Annotated in this window: 22 protein-coding genes and 2 pseudogenes; 7 read left to right on the forward strand and 17 right to left on the reverse strand. The window is 73.0% G+C overall.

What is annotated here, in order from left to right; genetic code table 11:
* Positions 1–342: 342 nt before the first annotated feature.
* Entirely contained in the window at positions 343–612 is a 270-nt protein-coding gene (rpsO, locus tag H4F70_RS12195) for a 30S ribosomal protein S15 (protein WP_182349443.1), read from the reverse strand.
* Between the two features lie 193 nt (positions 613–805).
* Positions 806–1,780 (reverse strand): bifunctional riboflavin kinase/FAD synthetase, encoded by a 975-nt coding sequence (locus H4F70_RS12200; RefSeq protein WP_182357392.1) that lies wholly within the window; start codon positions 1,778–1,780, stop codon positions 806–808.
* An 85-nt stretch (positions 1,781–1,865) separates the two neighbouring features.
* Between H4F70_RS12200 and H4F70_RS12205 the strand changes: the two genes are divergently transcribed.
* Complete coding sequence (locus H4F70_RS12205) at positions 1,866–2,690, forward strand: metal-dependent transcriptional regulator (protein WP_182357393.1); 825 nt, start codon at positions 1,866–1,868, stop codon at positions 2,688–2,690.
* A 32-nt stretch (positions 2,691–2,722) separates the two neighbouring features.
* On the opposite strand, the gene truB is transcribed toward H4F70_RS12205, so the two are convergent.
* From truB to rimP, 10 genes and pseudogenes are all read right to left on the reverse strand, one after another.
* On the reverse strand, positions 2,723–3,637 hold the full coding sequence (gene truB / locus H4F70_RS12210) for a tRNA pseudouridine(55) synthase TruB (RefSeq protein ID WP_182357394.1): 915 nt from the start codon (positions 3,635–3,637) through the stop codon (positions 2,723–2,725).
* 9 nt (positions 3,638–3,646) lie between these two features.
* Positions 3,647–4,327, reverse strand: coding sequence for a 4'-phosphopantetheinyl transferase family protein (locus H4F70_RS12215; RefSeq protein WP_182357395.1), 681 nt, complete (start codon positions 4,325–4,327; stop codon positions 3,647–3,649).
* Positions 4,324–5,250 carry a metallophosphoesterase family protein gene (locus tag H4F70_RS12220; RefSeq protein WP_182357396.1) on the reverse strand — a complete coding sequence of 309 codons (927 nt, stop codon included), beginning with the start codon at positions 5,248–5,250 and terminating at the stop codon, positions 4,324–4,326. The genes H4F70_RS12215 and H4F70_RS12220 overlap by 4 nt, the downstream gene beginning before the upstream one ends.
* Before the next feature lie 54 nt (positions 5,251–5,304).
* Entirely contained in the window at positions 5,305–6,645 is a 1,341-nt protein-coding gene (locus H4F70_RS12225) for an MATE family efflux transporter (protein ID WP_235681075.1), read from the reverse strand.
* A gap of 61 nt (positions 6,646–6,706) precedes the next feature.
* On the reverse strand, positions 6,707–7,705 hold the full coding sequence (locus H4F70_RS20605) for a DHH family phosphoesterase (RefSeq protein WP_235681076.1): 999 nt from the start codon (positions 7,703–7,705) through the stop codon (positions 6,707–6,709).
* 3 nt (positions 7,706–7,708) lie between these two features.
* The gene (gene rbfA, locus H4F70_RS12230) at positions 7,709–8,194 is read right to left on the reverse strand and encodes a 30S ribosome-binding factor RbfA (RefSeq protein ID WP_182349436.1); all 486 of its coding nucleotides are present in this window, start codon (positions 8,192–8,194) and stop codon (positions 7,709–7,711) included.
* Between the two features lie 234 nt (positions 8,195–8,428).
* Positions 8,429–11,244: pseudogene (gene infB, locus H4F70_RS12235) on the reverse strand (translation initiation factor IF-2).
* Positions 11,245–11,444: 200 nt separating this feature from the next.
* On the reverse strand, positions 11,445–11,816 hold the full coding sequence (locus tag H4F70_RS12240) for a YlxR family protein (RefSeq protein WP_182357398.1): 372 nt from the start codon (positions 11,814–11,816) through the stop codon (positions 11,445–11,447).
* A gap of 8 nt (positions 11,817–11,824) precedes the next feature.
* Entirely contained in the window at positions 11,825–12,940 is a 1,116-nt protein-coding gene (nusA, locus tag H4F70_RS12245) for a transcription termination factor NusA (RefSeq protein ID WP_182357399.1), read from the reverse strand.
* Positions 12,937–13,512: a ribosome maturation factor RimP gene (gene rimP / locus H4F70_RS12250; protein ID WP_182349117.1), complete on the reverse strand. Its 576-nt coding sequence runs from the start codon at positions 13,510–13,512 to the stop codon at positions 12,937–12,939. The genes nusA and rimP overlap by 4 nt, the downstream gene beginning before the upstream one ends.
* A 145-nt stretch (positions 13,513–13,657) precedes the next feature.
* Between rimP and H4F70_RS12255 the strand changes: the two genes are divergently transcribed.
* Both H4F70_RS12255 and H4F70_RS12260 read left to right on the forward strand, forming a co-directional pair.
* Complete coding sequence (locus H4F70_RS12255) at positions 13,658–14,263, forward strand: hypothetical protein (protein WP_235681077.1); 606 nt, start codon at positions 13,658–13,660, stop codon at positions 14,261–14,263.
* The gene (locus H4F70_RS12260; protein WP_235681078.1) at positions 14,260–14,766 is read left to right on the forward strand and encodes a ferritin-like domain-containing protein; all 507 of its coding nucleotides are present in this window, start codon (positions 14,260–14,262) and stop codon (positions 14,764–14,766) included. Before H4F70_RS12255 ends, H4F70_RS12260 begins: the two co-directional genes overlap by 4 nt.
* Positions 14,767–14,819: 53 nt before the next feature.
* On the opposite strand, the gene H4F70_RS12265 is transcribed toward H4F70_RS12260, so the two are convergent.
* Positions 14,820–16,580: a proline--tRNA ligase gene (locus tag H4F70_RS12265; RefSeq protein ID WP_182357400.1), complete on the reverse strand. Its 1,761-nt coding sequence runs from the start codon at positions 16,578–16,580 to the stop codon at positions 14,820–14,822.
* A gap of 92 nt (positions 16,581–16,672) precedes the next feature.
* On the opposite strand from H4F70_RS12265, the gene yaaA reads away from it, so the two are divergent.
* Positions 16,673–17,419 carry a peroxide stress protein YaaA gene (yaaA, locus tag H4F70_RS12270; RefSeq protein WP_182357401.1) on the forward strand — a complete coding sequence of 249 codons (747 nt, stop codon included), beginning with the start codon at positions 16,673–16,675 and terminating at the stop codon, positions 17,417–17,419.
* A gap of 42 nt (positions 17,420–17,461) precedes the next feature.
* Here yaaA and cobA read toward each other — a convergent pair whose 3' ends face one another.
* Positions 17,462–18,715, reverse strand: a complete 1,254-nt coding sequence (cobA, locus tag H4F70_RS12275) for a uroporphyrinogen-III C-methyltransferase (RefSeq protein ID WP_372497533.1) — start codon at positions 18,713–18,715, stop codon at positions 17,462–17,464.
* Positions 18,716–18,752: 37 nt separating this feature from the next.
* On the reverse strand, positions 18,753–20,249 hold the full coding sequence (gene mqo, locus H4F70_RS12280) for a malate dehydrogenase (quinone) (protein ID WP_268968323.1): 1,497 nt from the start codon (positions 20,247–20,249) through the stop codon (positions 18,753–18,755).
* A gap of 182 nt (positions 20,250–20,431) precedes the next feature.
* Here mqo and H4F70_RS12285 point away from each other — a divergent pair.
* Together H4F70_RS12285 and H4F70_RS12290 are read left to right on the forward strand one after the other, a co-directional pair.
* Positions 20,432–21,564 (forward strand): annotated as a pseudogene (locus H4F70_RS12285) (alpha/beta hydrolase).
* Entirely contained in the window at positions 21,561–23,018 is a 1,458-nt protein-coding gene (locus tag H4F70_RS12290) for a mycothione reductase (RefSeq protein WP_182357402.1), read from the forward strand. The pseudogene H4F70_RS12285 and the gene H4F70_RS12290 overlap by 4 nt, the downstream one beginning before the upstream one ends.
* 63 nt (positions 23,019–23,081) lie before the next feature.
* Here H4F70_RS12290 and H4F70_RS12295 read toward each other — a convergent pair whose 3' ends face one another.
* Complete coding sequence (locus H4F70_RS12295; RefSeq protein ID WP_182357403.1) at positions 23,082–23,696, reverse strand: alpha/beta hydrolase; 615 nt, start codon at positions 23,694–23,696, stop codon at positions 23,082–23,084.
* A 133-nt stretch (positions 23,697–23,829) separates the two neighbouring features.
* Positions 23,830–24,687 (reverse strand): type I methionyl aminopeptidase, encoded by an 858-nt coding sequence (gene map / locus H4F70_RS12300; RefSeq protein ID WP_182357404.1) that lies wholly within the window; start codon positions 24,685–24,687, stop codon positions 23,830–23,832.
* A gap of 55 nt (positions 24,688–24,742) precedes the next feature.
* On the opposite strand from map, the gene galT reads away from it, so the two are divergent.
* Positions 24,743–25,819, forward strand: a complete 1,077-nt coding sequence (galT, locus tag H4F70_RS12305; RefSeq protein WP_182357405.1) for a galactose-1-phosphate uridylyltransferase — start codon at positions 24,743–24,745, stop codon at positions 25,817–25,819.
* Positions 25,820–25,836 lie beyond the last annotated feature (17 nt).

Below are 25,836 nucleotides of genomic sequence, written 5' to 3' on the forward strand. Positions count from 1 at the left end.
CGGGCTGCCTGGTCGGCGACAGCGCTGGTGGCCAGTACTGGGTCGATGAAATTGTCGTCGGCTCGTAGCGTATCCAGGCCGACTCGTCATCGAGCGGCCACAACTTCCGGGTCCGTTCGCCGCGAGTCCGGCGCCGGCTGTCGCCGGACTCGGACGCGGCACGTGCCGGAAACCGGCCGAACCTGGTCCGACGTTACCACCGCCGCCCCCGCGAGGGGGACGGCGCGCCACGGACGGCGACACTCCCCGGTCCCGTGCGCGCCGGGAACGGCGCGCACGGGACCGCGGGCCCGCCACCGTGCGGCGGCGGGCCCGCGGCCTACGCGATCCGGCCGGGGAGGCTCAGCGGCGCAGCCCCAGACGCTCGATCAGCGAGCGGTACCGGTTGATGTCCACCTGCTGGAGGTACTTGAGCAGGCGGCGACGGCGGCCGACCAGCAGGAGCAGGCCACGACGCGAGTGGTGGTCGTGCTTGTGCTCCTTGAGGTGCTCGGTGAGCCCGACGATGCGCTTGGTCAGCAACGCGACCTGCGCCTCCGGCGACCCGGTGTCCGTCCCGTGCAGGCCGTACTCGGTGAGGACCTGCTTCTTCTCATCGGTGGTCAATGCCACGGAGATGCTCCTGATCACTATGGTCCGCGCACGTGATGCCGGCCTGCCGCGACACCCCGCTCCCCCTGCCTCCGGCCTGGGCGATCCGGGACCCCGCGCACGGTCCGGCGGCGCAGCCACCGCGAACCGCAGCCACGCCAGCGCGAGAGTCTACCACCGCGTCGCGCGGGCCCATCCGGCCCGTCGAGGCGGCTCAGCTCGAAGCGCCGTCCGCGGCGAGCGCAGTGCGCGCACGCTCCACGTCGCCGTCCATCGCCTCGATGAGCGCCTCGACCGAGTCGAACGGCTCCATCGGGCGGACCCGTGCGACGAAATCGACGGCGACGTGCTGGCCGTACAGGTCGACGTCCTTGTCCAGGACGAAGGCCTCGACCGTCCGGACCTGCCCGGAGAAGGTGGGGTTGGTCCCCACCGACACCGCGGCCGGGTACGGCACGCCGGCCGCGAGAGCGTCGCCGCCGGTGTCGTAGCCGTACCGGGTGAACCATGCGGCGTACACGCCGTCGGCGGGGATCGCGGTGAACGGGGCGCTGTCGACGTTCGCCGTCGGATAGCCCAGGTCGCGTCCGCGCCGCTGCCCCCGCACCACCACGCCCTCGACCCGGTGCGGGCGCCCCAACGCCGCACGGGCCGCCTCCACGTCGCCCGCCGCCACGCACGAGCGCACGTACGTCGACGACACCGTCACTTCGTCCTCCGAGAGCAGCGGCACGCCGCGGACGGTGAACCCGAAGCGCTCACCGAGCTCTGTGAGCACCGCGAGGTCGCCCGCCGCCTTGTGCCCGAACCCGAAGTTGTCGCCCACCACGACCTCGGCGACGTGCAGGCGCTCCACCAGCAGCTCGTGCACGAAGCGCTCGGGCGAGAGCTTCGAGAGCTCCTGGTTGAACGGCAGCACGAAGAACACGTCGATGCCGAGTTCGCCCGCGAGTTCGGCGCGGCGGGCCAGGGTGCTCAACTGCGCGGGGTGGCTGCCCGGCCGGATCACCTCGGACGGGTGCGGGTCGAAGGTCATCAGCACCGAGCGGATGCCGCGCCGCCGCGCCGCCTCCACGGCGGCGCCGATCAGCTCGCGGTGCCCGCGGTGCACCCCGTCGAACACGCCGATCGTGACCACGCACCGGCCCCAGTCCGCGGGGATGTCGTCGAGTCCTCGCCACTTCAACACGGCACGAATCCTACGTCGGGTCACGACCACCGCTCCCGCGGCCTGCGGTGGGCACGCGCGGCGCCACCGCATAGGCTCGACTCCGATGACCGACGACGCCATTGCACCCACTCCCGCCGACCCCGCCCTGCGGGCGCGCGCCGAGGACCCCGCGGCGCCGGAATCGCCCTCGGCCCGCGGCCGCACCGCCGCGGACAATCCGGCCGCCGCCCTCACGCCCGTGGCGCAGGACTACCTGAAGGTCATCTGGACGGCGACCGAATGGGACGACGAGCCGATGTCCACGAAGCTGCTGGCCGAGCGGTTGGGCTCCGCGGCGTCGACGGTGTCGGAGACGGTGCGCAGGCTCGCCGACCAGCACCTGGTGGACCACGTGCGCTACGGCGCGATCACGCTGACTCCGGCCGGCCGCGCCGCGGCGCTGGCGATGGTCCGCCGCCACCGGCTGATCGAGACTTTCCTGGTGCGCGAGCTCGACTACAGCTGGGCGGAGGTGCACGACGAGGCCGAGGTGCTCGAGCACGCGGTGTCGGACGTGCTGGTCTCCCGCATCGACGCCAAGCTGGGCCATCCCGAGCGCGACCCGCACGGCGATCCCATCCCCCGGGCGGACGGGACCCTGCCGCAGATCCCCGGCCTGCGGCTGACGGACCTGGCCGGCGGCGCGTCGGGGTCGATCACCCGCATCTCCGACGAACACCCCGACATGCTCCGCTACTTCGACGGACTCGGCATCGCGCCCGGCGTCGTGCTTCAGGTCCTCGAACACCGCGACTTCGCCGGCACGATCTCCGTGCGGGTGCACGGCTCCCGCGACGCCGGCACCGGCCGCACAGTCGAGCTGGGCCGCCCTGCGGCCGACGCGATCTGGCTGGTGCGGCAACCGGCGGATCCGCAGCCGTCCCGATAGCTCGGCCCGCGCCGGTCACCGCAGCATCACGGTCACCGCAGCGTCGCCGGGCGCACCACCATCACCGAGGCGGCGCGCCGCCCGCTCTCCTTGACCAGCGCGATCACGCGTCCGTCCGGGTCGACCACCCCGTAGGTGCCCTTCATCCCCACCGGCTCGAGCCACCGCCCCTGGCTGATCGATTCGGCCTCCGCCGCCGAGATATCGCGCAGGGGGAAGGCCGTGCGGACGGCGTCGTCCATGCCGAGCCCGATCGATGGCGCCGCCTGGACGTCGACGAGCGGGCGCGCGTCCTCGACGCGGAACGGACCCACCCGGGTGCGCCGCAGCGCGGTGAGGTGCCCGCCCACGCCCAGCGCGGCACCGAGATCGCGGGCCAATGCGCGCACGTAGGTCCCGGAGCTGCAGTCCACCTCCACGTCGAGGTCCAGCACGTCGCCGCTGCGGCGCTCGGCGACGATGTCGAAGCGCTGCACCGTCACCTGCCGGGCGGGGATGGAGACATCCGCGCCGTCCCGGATCAGCGCGTGCGCCCGCCGCCCTCCGATCTTGATGGCGGACACGCTGGAGGGGACCTGCTGGATCGTCCCCCGCAACCGCTGTGCCGCGGACTCGTAGTCGACGACGCCCACGCCGTGCGCCGGCGCGCCGCCCACCCGGTCTCCGGTGGCGTCGTCCGTGCTCGTCGCATAGCCCAGCCGAATGGTGGCGGTGTAGGACTTGGTGGTGAGCGCCAGCAGGCCCAGCAGCTTGGTGGCACGCTCGATCCCGATGACGAGCACGCCCGTCGCCATCGGGTCCAACGTCCCCGCATGGCCTACGCGACGCGTGCCGAACGCCTTGCGGCACCGCGCCACCACGTCGTGACTCGTCGCCCCCTCGGGTTTGTCGACGATGACGAGCCCGGCGTCCGCCAGGCCGGCCTGAGATTTCCCACGCTTGGACACAGCGCAGAATTACACCACGACGACAGCGGTGACCACCAACCCGCCGGCCGCGATCCACCGTCCGTGGAGCGTGTCGAGCCGTCCGCCGTCGACGGTGTGCCCGGGCACGAGGATGCGCGTGCAGAACGTCCCCGTCACGGCGCCGCCCTCGTCGGCCGGACCGTCGGCCGCGACGGTGATGTCGGCGTCCTCGAAACCGAGCCACCTCCGGGTCAGCGGGAACCACGCCTTGTAGGTGGCCTCCTTGGCACTGAAGAGCAGCCTGTCCCACGGGACCTGCGGATCCGTGGCGGAGTCGCGCGCGATGCGGTCCCGTTCCGCGGGCAGGCTCACCGACGCGAGCACACCGTCCGGCAGCGGGCCGTTCTGCTCCGCGTCGATGCCCACCGACCGCACCTGCAGCGCGAATCCTAGTGCAGCCGCGCGATATCCGGACGTGTGCGTCATGCTGCCGACGATGCCCCGCGGCCAGCGCGGCGCGCCCTTGTCGCCCTTGGGCAGGGCGACGGGCTCCACGCCGAGACGCCCCATGGCCGTGCGTGCGCAGTGACGGACGCTCGCGTACTCGGCACGGCGGCGTGCCACGGCGCGCGAGATCTGCTGCTCCTCCGCGGGGAACAGCGCGACGTCCGGCGGGTCCGCGAAAAGCTCGGCGGCCTCGATTCCCCGCGGCAGGATCTCCTCGATCATCCGCGCAGCCTCGCCTTGAGCCGCTCGAACTCGGCCTCCTGGCGTGCGCTGACCGGAAAGTGTCCGCCCCACTTGTTGAGATCGCCGGGGCCGTACCGCGGTTCGGGGAGGATCTGACGCAGCACCGGCTCCTGCAGGCCGCGCCGACGCCATTCACGCGGGTATCCCACCGACACCTCCTCGAATCGCACGCCGTCGTAATACGTGGTGCGCGGAATGTGCAGGTGCCCGTAGACGGCGCACACCGCCCGGTAGCGCCGGTGCCAGTCCGCCGTCTCGTCGGTGCCGCACCACATGGCGAACTCGGGGTGCATGAGCACGTGCGTCGGCTCGCGCACCAGCGGAAAGTGGTTGACCAGGACCGTCGGCAGGCCCGGGTCCAGCGCGTCGAGGCGGCGCCTCGTCTCGCGCACGCGCGCCGCGCACCAGGCCTCCCGGGTGGCGTACGGCTGCGGCGAAAGCAGGAATTCGTCGGTGGCGACCACGCCGCGTGCGCGGCCCTCCGCCAGCCCCGCGGTCTTGTCCGCCGCACCGGTGGGCAGCCAGCTGTAGTCGTAGAGCAGGAACATCGGCACGACGGTGGCCGGTCCGCCGTCGCCCTCCCACACCGGGTACGGGTCCTCGGGGGTGACGACGCCGATCTCCCGGCAGTCGCGCACCAGCCGCTCGTACAGGTCCACCCCGTGCAGCTGCACCGGGTCCTTGGCGGTGGTCCACAGCTCGTGGTTGCCGGGCGTCCAGATGACTTTGGCGAACCTGCCCGCCAACAGCTCGAGGGTCTCGGCCACCTCGTCGGTGCGCTCGGCCACGTCCCCGGCGACGATGAGCCAATCGTCGTCCGCGCCGGGCCGGAGCCCGTCCGTCACCGGCCTGTTGCCCCGGTGGCCCACGTGCAGATCACTGACCGCGAGCAATCGCCCCACGCGTCCTCCTCCGTTCGCCGTGCCCGCCTCGCGGGCTGTGCCTGTGCCGGCGCGCTACGCCGGGGCCGACCCGGGTACCGCCCACCCGCCCGACGCGGCCCGGGCCACGACCGCGCCGAGCCGCACCACGAGGAACGCCACCAGCCCACACCATATGCCGCGCAGGCCCCAGTCCCAGACGAGGGAGGCCCAGATGATCGGCAGGAAGCCGCCCAGCGCGCCGAGGAGCGTGGCCGTGCGCAGGAACCGCGCGTCCCCGGCGCCGAGCAGCACGCCGTCGAGCGCGAAGACGACGCCGCCCAGCGGGATCAGCGCCACGAACAGCCACCACACGCTCCCGATCCGGCCGAGCACAGCGGGGTCGTCCGTGAAGACCGCCGGCACCGCCGCGTACCCTGCCGCGAACAGCGCGGCCAGCAGCACCGAAAGCGAGGCCGACCAGCGCGTGATCCGCCAGGCGAGCGCACGGGCGCCCGCCACCCGGCCGCCGCCGAGCGCCGCGCCCACCAGCGCCTGTGCCGCGATGGCCAGCGAGTCGAGGACGAGCGTGAGGAAGTTCCACAATTGCAGCACCACCTGGTGCGCCGCGAGCGACGGTGCGCCGAACCGCGCCGCTACGGCGGCCGCGGACAAGAAGCAGGCCTGGAAGCCGAGGCTGCGCAGGATGAGGTCGCGCGCCATTCCCGCCTGCGCGCGCATCACCGTCCACCGCGGACGCAGGCCGATGCCCACCACCCGCCGTTCCCGCCACAGCAGGACCAGGAACGCGGCGGCCGCCACCGTCTGCCCGACCAGGTTGGCCACGGCCGAACCGACCAGCCCCAGCTCCGGCATCCCGGCCGCACCGAACACGAGAAGGGGACACAGGACGGCGGACACCGCGAACCCGGCGACCACGCACACGAGCGGGCGAACGGTGTCCTGCACTCCGCGCATCCAGCCGTTTCCTGCCATGGAAACGAGGATCGCCGGCACCCCCAGGACGGCGATCCGCAACCACAGCACCGCGTCGCCGGCGATGGCGGCGTCTCCGGCCAGCAACCGCAGCAGCGGCCCCTCCAGCGCGAACACCGCGGCCGCCAGCACCACGCCGACGCCGACCGCGAGCCACGTGGCCTGCACACCCTCCCCCACGGCCCCCGCGCGGTCGCCCGCGCCGTGCAGACGCGCCGCCCGCGCCGTGGTGCCGTAGCTCAGGAACGTCAGCTGGCTGCCCACCACGCTGAGCACCAGCGCGCCCAGCGCGAGCCCGGCGAGCGCGTCCGCGCCCAGCCGGCCCACCACCGCCACATCCAGCAGCAAGTACAGCGGCTCGGCCGCCAGCACGCCGAGCGCCGGCAGAGCGAGGGCGAGGAACCGGCGGACGGTCACGCGGCCGGGACCGCGCTCGGTCACCCCGCCGGAGACTCCTCCGGCGCGCGCATCCGTGGCCGGCGGTGCACCCGCGGCCTCGGACTCATCGGCCGAGGGCTGCACGCAGTTCCGCCAGCACGTCGTCGTGCGAGCCCGCCGCCGGATAGCCCGCAGCCGCCCGGTGCCCGCCCCCGCCCAGGCCCCGCGCCACGGCGGCGACGTCGACCGTCCCCCGCGACCGGAGCGACACCGACCACAGCCCGTGTGGAGCGCCGTCGTGCGAGGGCCTTTCCTTGAGCACCACGGCGACCTCGGCCTCGTCGCTGGTGCGCACGATGTCGATGACGCTCTCCACCTCTTCCCACTCCACACCGCGGGCATCCTCGAGGTGGATCGCCGTGTGGACCATGCCGAGACCCCCCACCGCCTCCCGGTCCAGGCGCGCGCGGGCCAGGACCGTGCCGAGCATCGGCAGCCAGGCGAACGGATGCGAATCCATCAGGCCCCGCAGCAACGCGGGGCCGTCGAATCCGGTCTCCAGCAGGTCGGCGGTCAAGCGCAGCGAGGCGGTGTCGGCCCGCCGCAGGCCGCCCGTGTCGGTGACGAGCCCGGCGTAGAGGCACTGGGCGATGTCGGCATCCACCGGCGTGCCCCACGCGCGCAGGATCCGTTCGACGATGACGGTGGTCGACTGGGCCTGCGGGTCGACCAGTGCGACGTCGCCGAATCCCGTGTTCGTGCTGTGGTGGTCCACCACGAGCGCGGTGCCGGAGGAGTCAAGCACACCGGCGAGTTCACCGAGGCGGTCGCTGCTGCTGCAGTCCACCGCCACCGCCACCGCACTGTCCGCGGGGACTTCCTCCGGCGGGCACAGCAGGTGCGTCCCGGGCAGCAGCGTCAGCGACCGGGGCAGCCGGTGGGGCGCCGGGAACGACGTGCGCACCGGTATTCCGGCACGCTCGAGCGCGAGCGCCAGCGCCAGCGCGCTGCCGATCGTGTCCGCGTCCGGGTTGACGTGCGAGAGCACGGTGACCGAGGACGCCGCGCGCAGCAAACGCGCCGCATCGTCGGCCCCCACCGGCCGCGCCACCTCCGTGCTCACGACTCAGCCCGCGTCGCCGGCCGGCCCGGCACCGTCCGCGGCGTCGTCGGTGTCCTCGCCGGCGGGACGGCGGTACGGGTCGGCGTCCCCGGCCGGGCGCGCACCGACCGCGCCGCGCGCCACCGCCTCGTCGGCCTCGCGCGCCCGCGCCAGCAGCTCCTCCATGCGCCGCGCGGTGTCCGGGACCGTGTCCGCCACGAAGGACAGCGTGGGCGTGAACCGCACACCCGTGCCCGCACCGACGAGGGTGCGCAACTGTCCCTTCGCCCGTTCCAGTGCCTCGGTGGCCGCCTGCACGTCGGGCTCCGCGTCCACCGACTCACCGCGCACGGTGAAATAGACGGTGGCGTCGTGCAGATCGTTGGTGACCCGTGTGTCGGTGATGGTGACGTACTCGAGCTGAGGGTCCTTCACCTCGTGTTGGATCGCCGTGGCCACGATCGCGCCGATCCTCTTCGCCAGCCTCCTGGCACGTGCGTGATCTGCCATCACCCTCACCCTTCTTGCGCTGAAAACCTGCACCACCGGGACGCCGGCGGATCGGACCGCCTCCGCGGCCGCGGTGTCCTCGATGTTCCACACCGGGTCCCTGATGTTCTACTCCGGGCACGGCGAAAGCACTACGCCGGCTCCGCTGGCGGTCGCCCGTGCCCCGCCCGGGAACGCACCGGTGCGGGTGCCGCGCCTCGCGCCACCCGCACCGGTCCCGTGCTCTATCGCCGATCAGTCCCGCGGCTTCTCCCGAAGCTCGTAGGTGTCGATGATATCGCCCACCTTGATGTCCGAGTACGACAGCGTCATGCCGCATTCGAACCCGTCGCGGACCTCGGTGGCGTCGTCCTTCTCGCGCCGCAGCGACTGGATGGTGACGTTCTCCGAAACCACCGCGCCGTCGCGGACCAGCCTGGCCTTGCCGTTGCGGCGCACACTGCCCTCGGTGACCATGCAACCCGCGATGTTGCCGACCTTGGACGACTTGAAGATCGCCCGGATCTCCGCCTTGCCCAGCTCGACTTCCTCGTACACGGGCTTGAGCATGCCCTTGAGCGCCGACTCGATCTCGTCGATCGCCTGGTAGATGACCGAGTAGTACCGGATGTCCACGCCCTCACGGTTGGCCAGCTCGGTGGCCTTACCCTCCGCGCGCACGTTGAACCCGAGGATCACCGCGTCCGAGGCGGCGGCGAGGTTGACGTTCGTCTCCGTCACCGCGCCCACGCCGCGGTCGATGACCCGCAGCTGCACCTCGTCGTCGATCTCGATACCCAGCAGCGCCTCCTCGAGCGCCTCGACGGTGCCCGAATTGTCGCCCTTGATGATCAGGTTGAGCTGGCTGTGCTCCTTGAGCGCCGAATCCAGATCCTCGAGGCTGATGCGCTTGCGGCCACGCGCGGCGAGAGCATTGCGCTTGCGCGCATTGCGCTTGTCCGCGATCTGCCGGGCGACGCGGTCCTCATCGACCACCAGCAGGTTGTCGCCGGCACCCGGGACGGAGGTGAAGCCCACCACCTGCACCGGTCGCGACGGCAGCGCCTCGACGACGTCGTCGCCGTTCTCGTCGACCATGCGGCGCACGCGGCCGTAGGCGTCGCCGGCGACGATCGAGTCGCCGACACGCAGCGTTCCGCGCTTGATGAGCACGGTGGCCACCGGGCCGCGGCCACGGTCCAGGTGCGCCTCGATCGCCACGCCCTGAGCCTCCATGTGCGGGTTGGCCCGCAGGTCCAGCGACGCATCCGCCGTCAGCAGCACGGCCTCGAGCAGCTCGTCGATGTTCAGGCCCTGCTTGGCGGAGATGTCGACGAACATGCTGTCGCCGCCGTACTCCTCAGGGATCAGCCCGTACTCGGTCATCTGACCGCGGATCTTGGCCGGGTCCGCGCCCTCCTTGTCGATCTTGTTGACCGCGACGACGATGGGCACCTCGGCGGCCTGGGCGTGGTTGATCGCCTCGACCGTCTGCGGCATCACTCCGTCGTCGGCCGCCACCACGATGATCGCGATGTCGGTGGCCTGCGCACCGCGGGCACGCATGGCGGTGAACGCCTCGTGGCCCGGGGTGTCGATGAAGGTGATGACACGGTCGTTGCCCTCCAGGTGGGTCTCCACCTGATAGGCGCCGATGTGCTGGGTGATGCCGCCGGCTTCGCCCTCACCCACGTTGGCCTTGCGGATCGTGTCGAGCAGCCGGGTCTTGCCGTGATCGACGTGGCCCATGACGGTGACCACCGGGGGACGCTGTTCGAGGTCCTCGTCGGTGCCCGCGTCCTCTCCGAAGGTGAGGTCGAAGCTGTCGAGCAGCTCGCGGTCCTCGTCCTCGGGGCTGACGACCTGGACGACGTAGTTCATCTCGGAACCGAGCAGCTCCAGCGTCTCGTCCGCCACGGACGCGGTCGCCGTCACCATCTCGCCGAGGTTGAACAACGCCTGCACGAGCGCTGCGGGGTTCGCGTCGATCTTGTCCGCGAAGTCCGACAGCGATGCGCCGCGGGCGAGCCGGATGGTCTCACCGTTGCCGCGCGGCAGCCTGACGCCGCCGACGGCGGGCGCCTGCATCGAGTCGTATTCCTGGCGCTTCTGCCGCTTCGACTTGCGGCCGCGACGCGGTGCACCGCCCGGACGCCCGAACGCGCCGGCGGTGTTGCCGCGCCCGCCACGGCCGCGGCCGCGGAACCCGCCGCCGCCACCGCCACCGGGGCGGAACCCGCCGCCGGCCCCGGGGCGACCGCCGCCGCCCGCACCGGGACGGCCGGGCCGCCCGCCCTGGGGGCGCGCCGCGCGCTGCGGCATCGCACCCGGGCTCGGACGCTTCGGCATCGACGCAGGCGACGGACGCGGACCGCCCTGGCCCGCGGGCGGACGGCCGCCAGCACCGCCCTGCGGCGGACGCGGCCCCCCCTGCCCCGGCCCCGGGCGGGGACCGCCCGGGCGCGGTGCCGGACGCGGCGCGGTCGAGTACGGGTTGTTGCCCACCCGCGGGGCGCGCGGACCCGGCTTGGGGCCGGCGCCCTGTTGACCGGCGGACGCCGCGGCGCCTGCGGGGTCGCGCGACGCGGCGGCACCGGCTTCGCATGCTGCTGCGCGGGCGCGCCCGGCTTGGGCACGGGCTTCGCATGCTGCTGGGCGGGCGCGGGCCGGCCCTGCTGCTGCTTCGGCGCAGGCTTGGGCTCCTGCGCCGCCGACTCCTGCCGCGCGGCGGGCGCCGCGGGCTTCGCCGACGGCTTGGGGCCGGGCTTCGGCGCCGACGACGACGGCGACGGCACCGGGGCGCCGCCCGGCTTCGGGGCCGCCGGCTTGGCCGCGGGGGCCGCACCCTGCGACGGCGCGGCCGGCTTCGGACCGGGCTTCACCGCCCCGCCTGCCGCCGCCCCGCCCGCGGGCGTATCGAATGATTGGCGGAGCCGCCGCGCGACGGGCGCTTCCACCGTCGACGAAGCGGACTTGACAAACTCGCCCTGGTCCTTAAGACGGGCGAGAACTTCCTTGCTTGTGACACCGAGTTCCTTGGCCAACTCGTGCACGCGGGCCTTGCCTGCCACTACTCTCCTCACTGGTGAGGCCGAGCGGCTCAGGCCCGCACGACCCCGGGTTACCGATGGACGTTCATCGCTGGTACTTCACGGTGTGCTCATGAGTTTCAGTCAGTCCTTCTCAAGAGGTCCTTCTTCTTGCCTTCGCGGCCGCGGCGGAACTCCTCCGCCCCGGCCACCCGGCGCCGATCGCCCGCGGGGTTCCGCGGTCACCGACCGTCCGCCCCGTCGCGCACCGGCACCGTCTGCGCCATGTACTCGACCAGCGGGCGCGTGTCCGGGTTTCCCCGTACACGCAAGGCCCGGGCGAATGCACGCCGCCGCTCCGCAGCGCGCATGCACTCCCAGGCGGGGTGGATCCACGCTCCGCGGCCCGGCAGCCTGCGCCGCGGGTCGGGGACGACGCTCGCGGCAGCCGCATCATGCGGAGCGCTCACGCCTGCTTTCGCCTCCCGCCCCGGACGGAACACCACCCGGAGCAGATCGGACCTGAACCCGCGACCACGACATCCCACACAAGTGCGCACCGGCGCGGCGCTCTCGCCACTCCGGTGCCGTGCTTCCGTGCCGAATCGGGCCATCAGAGAGTCTACCGCTCCGGATCGGTCAGTGGCGAACCCGGCTCGGATCCGCGTGCCACGCTCCCGTCCGGACCGGTGACCGGCGACGCCTCGGGCTGCTGCGCGCCGTCGGCCGGAACCGCAGGCTCGGCGTCGCTGCGGATGTCGATCCGCCAGCCGGTGAGCCGGGCCGCCAGCCGCGCGTTCTGCCCTTCTTTGCCGATCGCGAGGGACAGTTGGTAGTCGGGGACGACCACGCGCGCCGCCTTCGCCGCCGCATCCACCACCGTCACCGAGACGACCTTCGACGGCGACAGCGCGTTGCCGACGAACACCGCCGGATCCTCGTCGAAATCGATGATGTCGATCTTCTCGTCACCGAGCTCGCGCATGACGTTGCGCACCCGCTGCCCCACCGGGCCGATGCACGCCCCTTTGGCGTTGAGACCGTCGGCCGTCGCATGCACGGCGATCTTCGAGCGGTGCCCCGCCTCCCTGGCCACGGAGAAGATCTCGACCTCGCCGCGGTCGATCTCCGGGACCTCCAATGCGAACAGCTTGCGGACGAGGTTCGGGTGCGTGCGGGACAGGGAGATCTGCGGGCCGCGCTGCCCCAGCGACACGCCGACGACGTAGCACTTGATGCGGTCGCCGTGCTCGTACGTCTCGCCGGGAACCTGTTCCGCCTGCGGGAGGATGCCCTCCACCGCGCCGGTGTCGTCGCCGATGCGCACGACGACCATGCCGCGCGCGTTCGCCCCGGAATCGCGCTGCACCACTCCGCCGACGATCTCGCCCTCACGCGCCGAGAACTCCCCGTAGGTCTTCTCGTTCTCCGCGTCCCGCAGGCGCTGCAGGATCACCTGCCGTGCGGTCGTCGCCGCGATGCGGCCGAACCCCTCGGGGGTGTCGTCCCACTCCGAGACGAGGTTGCCGTCGTCGTCGGTCTCCTTCACGAGGACCCGCACGGCGCCCGTCTTCTCATCGATGTCGATGCGCGCATCGGGGTGCGCGCGGGTGTCGTGCCGGTCGGCCGTGTGCTTGTACGCCGTGAGCAGCGCCGTGCGCAGGGCGTCGAGGATCGCGCCGCGGGGGATCTCCTTCTCCTGCTCCAGCGCGTTGAGCGCACCCAGATCGATATTCATTTGTCCTTCTCCTTCGCTGCAGTGCCCGGAACGGCCCGCTGCGGGCCGTCGGGCGCCGTGTCCGCCGGCCCCCCGGAAAGCGCGATCTCCCGCGGGTCGGGCTTCGAGAACTCCACCTGCACGACGGCGCGGACGACGCGGTCCAACGTGATCGGCCGCACGGCCGGACCAGCGCGGCCGGGGACCACCAGGTCCACGACGGCGGGATCCTGCGCGGTGTCCAGCCCGCCGACGCGCCCGATCAGCGTCTCCTCGTCCGTGCGGACCTCCGCGCGGCGTCCGCGGGCGCGCCGCCAATGCCGGGGCAGTGTCAGCGGGCGGTCGACCCCCCGTGAGGTGACCTCGAGCGTATACGGGCTCCGCCCCGTGTCCGCACCGTCGAGCACCCCGGAGACCAGGTCGGTGAACTCGACCACATCGTCGAGCGACAGGCCGTCTTCCGCGTCGAGGATCACGCGCACCACCGACTTGGCGCCGGCGGCCGTGACCTCCACGTCCTCCACCTCCGCCCCATCGCGCCGGACGGGCTCGGTCAGCAGCGCCATCACCTGCTCGCGTGTCGGGACCGGCATCGTCTCGTTCTCCTCACTCGATACGCGCCGCGGCCGCCCGTCCAGGGTGCCGCGTACCGCGATCACATGCCGGACGCGGACGCGGCGGCGCGGTACACGCTACGGGTGTCCAGACTATCGCGCCAATACTGGCAGACTGTCCCGCGTGCGTCTGCTTCCCACACGAACCCCGCACGGCACCGCCGGAGCCCCCGGCACGCCGTCGCCCCACGTCACCGCCCCCGCACACCGGGAGTCCGCGGCCCCGAGACCGGCCGCCGCGGTGTCGAGGCGGTCACTGCTGCGGACCTCGGGCGCGGTGATGCTCGGCGGCGGCGCACTCGTCGCGGTGGGCGCCTCCACGGCCGCGTGCACCGTCGGCTCCCCTGCGCCGGAGGTGGATCCGCTCCAGGCGCTCGCCGATCAGGCCGGGGCCGACGCCGCCTACGCCGCACGGCTGGCCGCCGTGGATCCGGACCGCGCACAGGTGCTCCAGGAGATCGCCGCCGAGCGCCGTGCGCACGCGGACGCGCTCACCGCGGAGATCCGCCGCGCGGCCGGAACCACCCCCGAGGCCGCCGACGCGACCACGGCCGCCCCCGCCTCCGGTCCTTCCGCGCCGCCGCCGACGCTCGACGGAATGCGCGCGCAGCTCGCGGATTCCCGGCGCTCCGCCGCGGACACGGTGCCGGACCTGGCCGGATACCGTGCCGGCCTCGTCGGCTCCGTCGGCGCGTCCTGCGCCGCAGAACTGAAGGTGCTTATCCCGTGACCGAAACCTCCACCCCCACAAGCGCTCCCGTCACCGCCGCGGCGGTGACGGACCCCGCGCAGCTCACCGACGCCGACATCACCGCACTGACGTCCGGCTTGGGCGCCGACGACGCCGCTCTGTACGCGTACGGCACGGCCACCGCGTTCGCGCGGCCCGACCGTCTGCCGCAGATCGCCGAGCACGCCGCCGCGCATCGCGCCCGGCGCGAGGCGGTGATCGGGATCCTCACGGCCGCGGGCGCGCCGGTGCCGCCGTCCGCCGCCGGCTACACGCTGCCGTTCCCGGTGGACGACCCGGTGTCCGCGGCCCGCCTCGCCGTCGCGGCCGAGCACGATTGCGCCGTCGCCTGGCGCTCAGCGCTGGAGCACGCGGACTCCCCCGGCGTCCGCGATTTCTCCGCCACCGCCCTCGCAGACGCCGCGGTCCGGGCCGGAAAATGGCGCGTGGCGCTGGGGACCGTGCCCGCGACGGTGGCCTTCCCCGGCACACCCGACGCCTGAAGGGCACCCCCTGGAGTCCGAGGCGTCGCAGGTCGCGTCCCCGGCCCCGCCGGCTAGCGGCCTATCGCGGCGCGGATCTCCGCGGCGGCCTGCTCCGCGGGGATCGTGCGGGTCTCGCCGCTCATCCTGTCGCGCAGCTCGACCGTGCCCTCGGCCCAGCCGCGCCCCACCACGACGACCAGGGGCACGCCGAGAAGCTCGGCGTCCTTGAACTTGACGCCCGGCGAGGCCTTGCGGTCGTCGAGCACCATCGTGACGCCGGCCGCGTCGAGCGCGGCGGCGAGCTCTTCGGCACCGGCCTTCGCCTGCGCGTCCTTGTTCGCGATCACCAGGTGCACGTCGGCCGGGGCCGCCTCCGCCGGCCAGCGCAGACCCTTGTCGTCGTGATGCTGCTCGGCGAGGACCGCCACCAGCCGCGAGATCCCGATGCCGTACGAGCCCATCGTGGGCCGCACCGGCTTTCCGTTCTCCCCCAGCACATCCACGGCGAAGGCGTCGGTGTACTTGCGCCCCAGCTGGAAGATGTGGCCGATCTCGATGCCGCGCGCGGCGCGCAGCACCCCGCCGCCGTCCGGCGACGGATCGCCGTCGCGCACCTCGGCGGCCTCGATGGTGCCGTCGGCGGTGAAATCACGGCCGGCCACCAGGCCCACCGCGTGCCGCCCGTGTTTGTCGGCGCCGGTGATCCACCGGGTGCCGTCGGCGACCCGCGGGTCGACCAGGTACCGCACACCGTGCTCGGCGAGAGCCCGCGGGCCGATGTAGCCGCGCACCAGGAACGGATGCGCCGCGAAGTCGTCGGCGTCGAGCATCGCCACCTCGGCCGGTTCCAGCGAGGCCTCGAGGCGCTTGCCGTCCACCTCGCGGTCGCCGGGGACGCCCACCGCCAGCAGCTGCCACTCACCGCCCGGCTCGCGCAACTTGACCAGGATGTTCTTGAGCGTGTCGCCCGCGGTGACGGGACGGCCGTACTCATCCGCGACGCCGCCCGCACCGTTCGCCCAGTCGACGAGGGCCTCGATGGTCTCCGTGCCGGGGGTGTCCAGCACCCGCGCCGCGGGGGCGTCGTCCCACTCCCGCGCGGGCGGCGCAGGCGTGGTGACGGCCTCGACGTTGGCGGCGTATCCCGTCTCGGCGCAGCGCACGTAGGTGTCCTCACCGGCCTCGCTGACCGCGAGGAACTCCTCGGATGCGCTGCCCCCCATCGCGCCCGAGGTGGCCGAGACGATGACGTACTCGACGCCGAGGCGGTCGAAGATCCGCTGATACGCCCCCCGGTGGGCCTGGTACGACGCGTCCAGTCCCGCGTCGTCGAGGTCGAACGAGTACGAGTCCTTCATGACGAACTCGCGCCCGCGCAGGATCCCGGCGCGGGGCCGCTCCTCGTCACGGTACTTCTCCTTGACCTGGTAGAGCGTGACCGGGAAGTCCTTGTACGAGCTGTACTCGCCCTTGACCGTGAGCGTGAACATCTCCTCGTGCGTGGGGCCCAGCAGGTAGTCGGCGCCCTTGCGGTCCTGCAGCCGGAACAGCGCGTCGCCGTATTCGGTCCAGCGATGGCTGGACTCGTAGGGATCGCGCGGCAGCAGCGCGGGCAGCGAGATCTCCTGCGCGCCGATGCCGTCCATCTCCTCGCGGACCACCTGTTCGACCCTGCGCAGCACCCGCAGGCCCAGCGGCAGCCATGAGTAGACGCCCGGCGCGATCCGGCGCACGTATCCGGCGCGCACCAGCAGCTTGTGGCTCGCGACCTCGGCGTCGGCGGGATCGTCGCGCAAGGTGCGCAGGAACAGGTGGGACAGGCGAATGATCACAGGCGCCCAGCTTAGTAGGCGGGCGCGCGGGCCGCGCACCAGCCACCGGCGCGCCGCCGGACGCGCCGGCGGGTGCACTATCGTCATCACTCGTGTTCGTGCTCCTGCCCCCGTCCGAGACCAAGGCCCCCGGCGGCGACGGCCCCGCCCTGGACCTGTCGACGCTGTCCCTGCCCTCCCTGACCGATACCCGCAAACGCCTGGTCACGGCCCTGGTGGAGCTGGCCGACGATCCCGACGCGGCGATGGCGGCGCTCAAGCTCGGCCCGCGGCAGGCCGGGGAGGTCGAGCGCGACCGCCGGCTGTGGGAGTCGCCGACTTTGCCGGCCCTGGACCGCTACACGGGGGTGCTTTTCGACGCGCTCGACGCGCCGTCGTTCACGGACGCGCAACGCCGCCGCGCCGCCGCCCGCCTGGGCGTCGGTTCGGCGCTGTTCGGCGCGCTGCGCGCCGGCGACATGATCCCCGCGTACCGGCTCTCGGCCGCGTCGCGGCTGCCGGGGATGGGCACGCTGGCGGCGCAGTGGAAGCCGGATCTGGCCGAGGCGATCCGCGCCGCGGCGGACGGCGGTTTGATCGTCGATCTGCGCTCGGGCGGGTACCGGGCACTGGGCCCTGTGCCCGAGGCCGTGACCGCCACCGTGCTCACCGAGATGCCGGACGGCACCCGCAAGGTGGTGAGCCACTTCAACAAGCATCACAAGGGGCTGCTGGCCCGCGCGCTGGCCACCGCGCCGGCGGCGCCGTCCGACCTCGACGGGGTGGCGCACGCCGCGGAATCCGCGGGATTGCGCGCGGAGATCACCGGCGCGCGCGAGCTCGCCGTCATCACGGCCTGACGACCCGCACGGCCGGTATGCAGCCCCCGCCTCTCCGGTCGATCAAGCGCCGGACTGCTCCCGCTCGCCGACACGTGCACCGACGGCCACCACCGGGCCGATCACGGTGACCGCCGGCGGCCGCACCCCGGCCTCCTCGGCGCGTCGTGCGATCTCCACCAGCGGCGCCCGCACCACCCGCTGATGCGCCGTCGTGCCCTCTTGAATGATCGCCGCGGGCGTGTCCGCGGGACGCCCGGCCGTGATGAGCGCCTCCGCGAACTCCGCCAGCCTGCGCACGCCCATGAGGATCACCAGCGTGCCGGACAGCCTGCCCAGCGCGTCCCAGTCGACGAGCGAATCGGCGTGGCCGGGGGCCAGATGCCCGCTCACGACCACCACCTCGTGGGCCACGCCGCGATGCGTCACCGGCACATCCGCCGCCGCGGGCACCGAGAACGCACTGGTGATGCCGGGGACGACCGTCACCGGGACGCCCGCTTCCGCGCAAGCCAGCAGCTCCTCGAACCCCCGGCCGAACACGTACGGGTCGCCGCCCTTGAGCCGCGCCACGAACCGCCCGGCGCGAGCATGCTCGATCAAGAGCGCGTTGATCCGCTCCTGCTGCATCGACCGGCCGTACGGGAGCTTGGACGCGTCGATCACCTCGGTGCCCGGCGCCAGCTCCGCGAGCAGTTCGGCGGGGGCGAGGTGGTCGGCGATGACGACGTCGGCGCGCGCGAGCAGCCGCCGCCCGCGCACAGTGATCAGCTCGGGATCGCCGGGACCGCCGCCGATCAGCGCCACCCCCGCGGCAGTCGGTCCTTCGCCCGCGGCGGACAGGCCCGACTGCAGCGCGCCGCGCAGCGCCGTGCGCAGGGCGGCGGAGCGGCGGTGGTCGCCGTGCGCCACCACGCCGACGGTCGCGTCGCCGTGCCGCGTCGTCGCGGGCGTCACCGCGCTGCCCCTCGACCCCGCGTCCGAACGCACGCAGAAGATCCGGCGCTCCTCCGCCTCGGCGGAGGCGGCCTCATTGACCGCGGAGTCGTCGGTGGCCACGATCACATACCAGGCGTCGACGAGGTCGCCGTCGCGGTACTCGCGCGCCACGTGGCGCACCCGGCCCGCCGCCGCCAGCGCCTCGACCGCGGCGGTCACCCGGGGCGAGACCACCGTCACCAGCGCACCCGACTCGAGCAGCAGCGGCAGCCGGCGCTGCGCCACCGAACCGCCTCCGACCAGCACCACCGGCCGGCCCTGCAAATGCAGACCGGCCAGATAGGCCGCGCCGGCGGGCTCCACGCCGTGCCGGCTCACCGGGTCGCCGGACACAGGGTCGCCGGACACAGGCCCCTCAGACACCGGCGGGCTGGGCCGGCGTCGGCGCCGGCACGTCCAGCTGGAGCGCGGAGTCGGTCCACTTCCAGACCTCGTCGAACAGTGCTTTGTCGTCCGCGAGCGATACGCCCAGCGACGGCACCATCTCCTTGAGCTTGGACTGCCAGCCTGCAAACCGCTTGGGGAAGCACCGCTCGAGGACGTCGAGCATCGCGTGCACGGCCGTCGACGCGCCCGGCGAGGCGCCCAGCAGGCCGGCGATGGTGCCGTCCGCCGAGTTGAGGACTGCAGTGCCGAACTCGAGCGTTCCGCCCATGCCGTTGCGCTTGATCACCTGCACGCGCTGGCCTGCGGTGATGAGCTCCCAGTCCTCGGACCGGGCATCGGGTACGAAGGCCGCGAGCGTCTCGATGCGCCCCTCCTCGGACTTGGCGAGCTCGCCGATGAGGTACTTGGTCAGACCGAACTCCGTCAGCCCCACGCCCACCATCGACATGAGGTTGTTCGGCTTGACCGACAGCGGCAAGTCGGTGAACTTTCCGCTCTTGAGGAACTTCGGCGACCAGCCCGCGTAGGGGCCGTACAGCAGCCCGCGCTTTCCGCCAATCACGCGGGTGTCCAAGTGCGGCACGGACATCGGCGGCGCACCGACGCCCGCCTTGCCGTACACCTTGGCGGCGTGCTGGGCGATGAGCTCGTCGTTGCTGCAGCGCAGGAACTCGCCGCTGACGGGGAATCCGCCGTACCCCTTGGCCTCCGGGATGCCGGACTTCTGCAGCAGCGGGAGCGCTCCACCGCCCGCGCCGACGAAGACGAACCGCGCGTTGATCGAGTACTCCTCGCGGCTGCGCAGGTTGCGCACGCCCACCTTCCAGCTTCCGTCGGAGAGCTGCTTCAGCCCCGTCACCTTGGTACCGAAAGTGAGCGTGGCACCGTCGCGGCCCAGGTTCGCCAGCAGCTGCTTGCTGAGCGCGCCGAAGTTCACGTCGGTGCCCGCGTCGGTCCAGTTGATCGCGACCGGGTCGGAGAAGTCGCGGCCCCGCGCCATCAGCGGCAGGCGGCGCGAGAACTCGTCCTCGCTGGTGGAGAACTCCATGCCCTGGAACAGGGGGTGCCCGGCGAGGGCCTCGTACCGCTTGCCCAGGTATTCCACGTCGTCCGCGCCGTGGACGAAGCTCATGTGCGGGATGGGGTTGATGAACTCGCGCGGCTCCGGAAGGATTCCGCGCTCCACCGCGTAGGACCAGAACTGGCGCGAGATCTGGAACTTCTCGTTGACGCCGACCGCCTTGGTGATGTCCACCGAGCCGTCCGCCGCCTGCGGGGTGTAGTTGAGTTCGCACAGTGCCGAATGGCCGGTGCCCGCGTTGTTCCAGGGATCACTGCTCTCGGCGCCGGCGGCGTCGAGCTTCTCGACGAGCGTGATCGACCACTCGGGCTGCAACTGCCGCAGCAACACGCCCAACGTCGCGCTCATGATGCCCGCCCCGACGAGGACGACGTCGGTCTTCACTCCTTGGGGGCTGCGCCTTGCACCTGAGGGATTCGCCACGGGAACTCAACTTCCTCGGTCTGTGTGAGACATGGATCGTCCCCGAGGTTACTCGGGGGTCGCCGCCAATCCGAACCGGACCGCACCCGCAGGGCGACCACCATCACCCCCGGTGCGGCGGCACGCCCCGATAGCCTGAAGCCATGACGTCTGCTGCGTGGCACCCTGACGTGCTCGGCCCCGGCTTCGAGGCGCTCGGGATCCCCCTGGGCGACGACCCGGACGGTGAGGGCGAGATCACTGCGACCCTGGTACGCCGCCTCCCCGCGGAGTCGGGCGCCGCGCCCGCCGGCGCCGCCCCGCCGGGCGGGGGCGCGCCGTGCTGTACGTGCACGGGTTCACCGACTACTTCTTCCAGCGCCACCTCGCCGAGCACTTCGCTGCCCGCGGCGTCGCCTTCTACGCCCTGGACCTGCGCAAGTGCGGGCGCTCCCTGCGCCCCGGCCAGACGCCGCACTTCGCCCGCGACCTGGCGGTGTACGACGAGGAGCTGACCCGCGCCCTCGCACGGATCCACGCGGACACCGGCGCGCAGGTGCTGCTCATGGGCCATTCCACCGGCGGGCTGGTACTGCCGCTGTGGCTCGACCGCATGCGCCGCGACGCCGCACCCCCGCCCGCACCGGTCAGCGGCCTGGTGCTCAACAGCCCATGGTTCGACCTGCAGGGCCCGCCCTCTCTGCGTTCGGTGGGCACCGTCGCCGTCGACGTGCTCGGCCGCACGCGCCCGGCGACGATCATCCCCACCGCGCTGTCCGAGGTCTACGGCGCGGCGCTGAGCGCCACGCACGGCGGGGAATGGACCTACGACCTCGATTGGAAGCCGCTCACCGGCTTCCCGGTGACGGCGGGGTGGCTGCGCGCCGTGCGCCACGGCCACGCCCGCCTGCACCGCGGTCTCGACGTCGGCGTGCCGTCGCTGGTGCTGCGCTCGACGCGCAGCGTGTTCACCACCACCCCGTCGCCGGCGACCCGCTCCGCCGATACCGTGCTGGACGTCGACCAGATCGCCCGCTGGTCGGGCTGCCTGGGCGGGCAGAACACCGTCGTGCCCATCGACGGCGCGCTGCACGACGTCTTCCTTTCCGCGCCCGGCGTGCGTGCCCACGCCTTCCGCGTGCTCGACCGCTGGGCCGACGCCGTCCTCCCCGGCGCCGGCCGACCCCGCGCCGGTTCCGCCGACGCGGACCGCACCGCCCCCGGGACCGCGCCGGCCCCGGGGGAAAGCCATGACCGCCCCGCCATCCACGATCACACCGAGGAGAACGCCCGATGACCGATCCCGCCCCATCCTCCGCAGACGCCGCCGCCGCGAACCCGGCCCCCGCAGATACCACCGGCGCCGAGCACTTCGACGTCGCGGTGATCGGCACCGGCTCCGGGAACACCTTCCTGGACGAGCGCTACGCCCACCTGAAGGTCGCGCTGCTGGAGGAGGGGGTGTTCGGTGGCACCTGCCTCAACGTCGGCTGCATTCCCACGAAGATGTTCGTCTACGCGGCGGACGTGGCCGAGACCGTCCGTGGCGCCGCACGCTACGGGGTGGACGCACACGTGGACGGGGTGCGGCGGGCCGACATGGTCGGCCGGGTCTTCGGCCGGATCGACCCGATCTCCGAGGGCGGCCGCACGTACCGCGTCGAAGACTGCGACAACGTCACCGTCTTCGAGGGGCACGCGCGGTTCGTCGCCCCCCGGACCCTCGACACCGGCACGGGCAGCATCATCACCGCCGACCAGGTCGTGCTGGCCACCGGGTCGCGGCCGGTCATCCCCGACGCCATCGCCCGCTCCGGCGTGGACTACCTCACCAACGAGGATGCGATGCGTCTCGAGGCGACACCCGAGCACGTCCTCATCGTCGGCACCGGGTTCATCGCCGCCGAATTCGCGCACATCTTCTCCGGGCTGGGCTCGCGGGTGTCGATCATCGGCCGCAGCGGACGGATGCTGCGCCACCTCGACGACGAGATCTCCGCGCACTTCACCGGCCTCGCCGCGCAGCGGTGGGACCTGCACCTGTCGTCGCCCGTCCGGTCGGCGCAACGGCGGGCCGACGGCACCGGGGCGGAGGTGGAACTCGACGACGGCACGCTGTTGTCGGGCGACGCGCTGCTGGTGGCGGTGGGCCGGGCCCCCAACGCCGACCTCATCGGCGCCGCCGCTGGCGGGATCGATCTCACCGCAGACGGCCGGGTGCAGGTGGACGAGTACCAGCGGACCACCGCCGACGGCGTCTTCGCGCTGGGCGACGTGTGCTCGCCGCACCAGCTCAAGCACGTCGCCAACCACGAGGCGCGCGTGGTGGGCGACAACCTGCTGGCCGAGCGGGCCGCCGGGGGACGGCCCGCGGAACTGCGCGCCGCCGACCACCGCTTCGTGCCGTCCGCGGTGTTCACCCACCCGCAGATCGCGGCCGTCGGACTCACCGAGGCGCAGGCACGCGCGCAGCACGCGAACGTCACAGTCAAGGTGCAGCGCTACGCCGACGTCGCCTACGGGTGGGCGATGGAGGACGACGAAGGGCTGTGCAAGGTGATCGCCGACCGCGACACCGGCGCACTGCTGGGCGGGCACATCATCGGCGCCCAGGCCTCCACGCTGATCCAGCCGCTGATCCAGGCGCTGTCCTTCGGGCTGGGCGCCGCCGAGATGGCGCACGGGCAGTACTGGATCCACCCCGCACTCACCGAGGTGGTCGAGAACGCGCTGCTCGGCCTGGATCTCTAGCGGCGGGTCCCCCGGGCGCGGAGGGCGCCGGCCGCCGAGCGGCGGCCGGCGCCCGGCCACGCCTCACCAGGGGTTGCTGCGCAGGATGATCTCGGTGGCCAGCCCCGCCGCCAGCGCCTCGCCCCACTGTGCGGCGTCCCCGGACTGCGCGGCGCCCCGCAACTGCGCCCCGCCCCCGGCCGGCTCCACCACCCGGAAGTCCGAGTAGACGTGCCGCCCGCTCGCGTACGCCTGCGCCCGCGCCTCGGCCGTGGTGAGCACCAGCGTGGTCGCCACGTCCACGGCCGGGCAGCCCTGATCGAGCACCGCGCCGTCGGCGTCCGCGACGGCGGGGTGGCCGCCGTCGAGCACCACCAGGCTGCTCACCCGGCCGAAGTGCCGCGCGGCCGTCTCCCACGCGGCCGGCGCCGCGTCGCCCGTCCCGACGAGGTTCACCCAGTGCAGGCCGAGCTGGTCGAGCGCCGACGCCACCTCCTCGTGCGTGGGCGCCGGGGAACCCGTGTCCCACACGAAGCTCTGCAGACCCGAGGCCTCCAGCCGCTCGGTCAGCGGCGCGATCCGCGGCACCGGGGCGCCGTGCGCCTCGCCCGCGAGGATGAGCACGCCGGGCGCGCCGTCCGCCCCGCCGACGACTACCGTGCGGGGCTGCCCGCTGATCGTGATGCTCCGTTCGGTCATGGGAGACCACGGTACGCGGTGACAGCCTGCCCGGGGGCATGTCCCGGCGTGCGGCGCGCCACTCCGGCATACGCTCCGGATCCGTACCGGCGGGCGCCGGTGCACCGCTGCCGGGCGCGCACGTCCGCAGCCGTCAGGGCAGCGTGAGGATCTCCGCGCCGGAGCCCGTGACCACCAAGGTGTGCTCGAACTGCGCCGTCCACGAGCGGTCGGCGGTGACCACGGTCCAGCCGTCGTCCCACATCTCGTAGTCGACCCCGCCGAGGGTGATCATCGGCTCGATGGTGAAGGTCATGCCCTCTTCGATCACCGTGTCCACGTTCGGCTCGTCGTAGTGCAGGACCACGAGGCCGTTGTGGAAGGTGGGGCCCACCCCGTGCCCGGTGAAATCCCGGACCACCCCGTAGCCGAAGCGGTTGGCGTAGGACTCGATCACCCGGCCGATGATGTTGAGCTCCCGGCCGGGCTTGACGGCCTTGATCGCCCGCATGGTGGCCTCGTGCGTGCGCTCGACGAGCAGTCGCGCCTCGTCGTCCACCTCGCCTGCGAGGAAGGTCGCATTGGTGTCGCCGTGCACGCCGTCGATGTAGGCGGTGACGTCGATGTTGACGATGTCGCCGTCGGCGATCACCGTCGAGTCGGGGATGCCGTGGCAGATGACCTCGTTGAGCGAGGTGCAGCACGACTTGGTGAATCCCCGGTACCCGAGCGTGGACGGGTAGGCGCCGTGGTCGCACATGTACTCGTGGGCGATGCGGTCGAGTGCGTCGGTGGTGACGCCCGGCGCCACGGCGGCGCCCGCCTCCGCCAGCGCCGCAGCGGCGATCTTCGAGGCGGTGCGCATGGCCTCGACGGTGTCAGCGTCCTGCACCCACGGTTCGCTGCCCTCGCGCGCGGTGGGCTTCCACGCGTACTCGGGACGCTCGATGTCCTTGGGGACGGAGCGTACGGGGGTGGGGTCGCCGGGTGTGAGCGGTGCGCGTCGGGCCATGGTTGCGAGCCTATCGCCGCGCCGCGGTGGCGGGCGCACCGGAGGCTCCGCCACCATGGGGGCCGTGACCGACGCCCCGCTCGTGCGCAAGACCTCCACCACGCTGTCCGACGGCCGCGGCCTGCACTACTTCGACGACACCGAGCCGTACCTGTCCGGCCGCGCCACCCGAACCCCGCACGACCCGAGGCCCCCGTCCCCGCGCGCCGCCGCCGGCGAACCGCGGTGGGATGCGCGCACTGGCGAATGGGTGACGATCGCACCGGCCCGCATGGACCGCACCCACCTCCCCGCGCCGGGAGCGAACCCGCTGGCACCGTCGACGGCCCTGCGCAGCACCGAGATCCCCGCGCACGACTACGACGTGGTGGTGTTCGAGAACCGGTTCCCCGCGCTCCCCCGCTGCGAGGTGATCTGCTACTCGTCCGACCCGGCGGCCACCGTCGCGTCGCTGCCCGCGCGGCGGATGCGCACGGTGATCGAGGCCTGGGCGGACCGCACGGACGCGCTGGGCGCGGCGGACGGGGTCGAGCAGGTGTTCTGCTTCGAGAACCGCGGAGTGGAGACGGGCGTGACGCTGACCCACCCGCACGGGCAGATCTACGCGTACCCGTTCGTGCCCCGCGAGGCCGCGACGGTGCTGCACCGGGCACGCGAGCACCGCGCGGCCACCGGCGGGAACCTGCTGCGCGAGCGGATGCTCGGCGAGTTGGACGCCGGCGCCCGCGTGGTGGTGTCCGGACGGCACTGGGCGGCCTACGTCCCGCACGCGGCCCGCTGGCCCGTGGAGGTGGAGGTGGCACCGCTGCGTGACGTGCCGGACCTGTGCGCGCTCGACGACGACGAGCGCGCCGAGCTGGCCGTCCTGTACCCGGAGCTCATGGCGCGACTGGACCGGTACTTCACCACCGCCGACGGCACGCCGATCCCGTTGCCGTACATCGCCGCCTGGTACCAGGCCCCCGCCTCCGACCACGGCGGCGACTTCCGGCTGCACCTGCGGATCATGTCGATGCGCCGCTCCCCCGACAAGCTGAAGTACCTGGCCGGATCCGAATCCGCCATGGGCGCGTGGATCAACGATGCCGTCCCCGAGGAGATCGCCGCCCGCCTGCGGGAGGCGGCGCGGTGACGCCCCACGGCCCGGAG

The sequence above is a fragment of the Tomitella gaofuii genome (assembly GCF_014126825.1).
Lineage (GTDB): Bacteria > Actinomycetota > Actinomycetes > Mycobacteriales > Mycobacteriaceae > Tomitella > Tomitella gaofuii.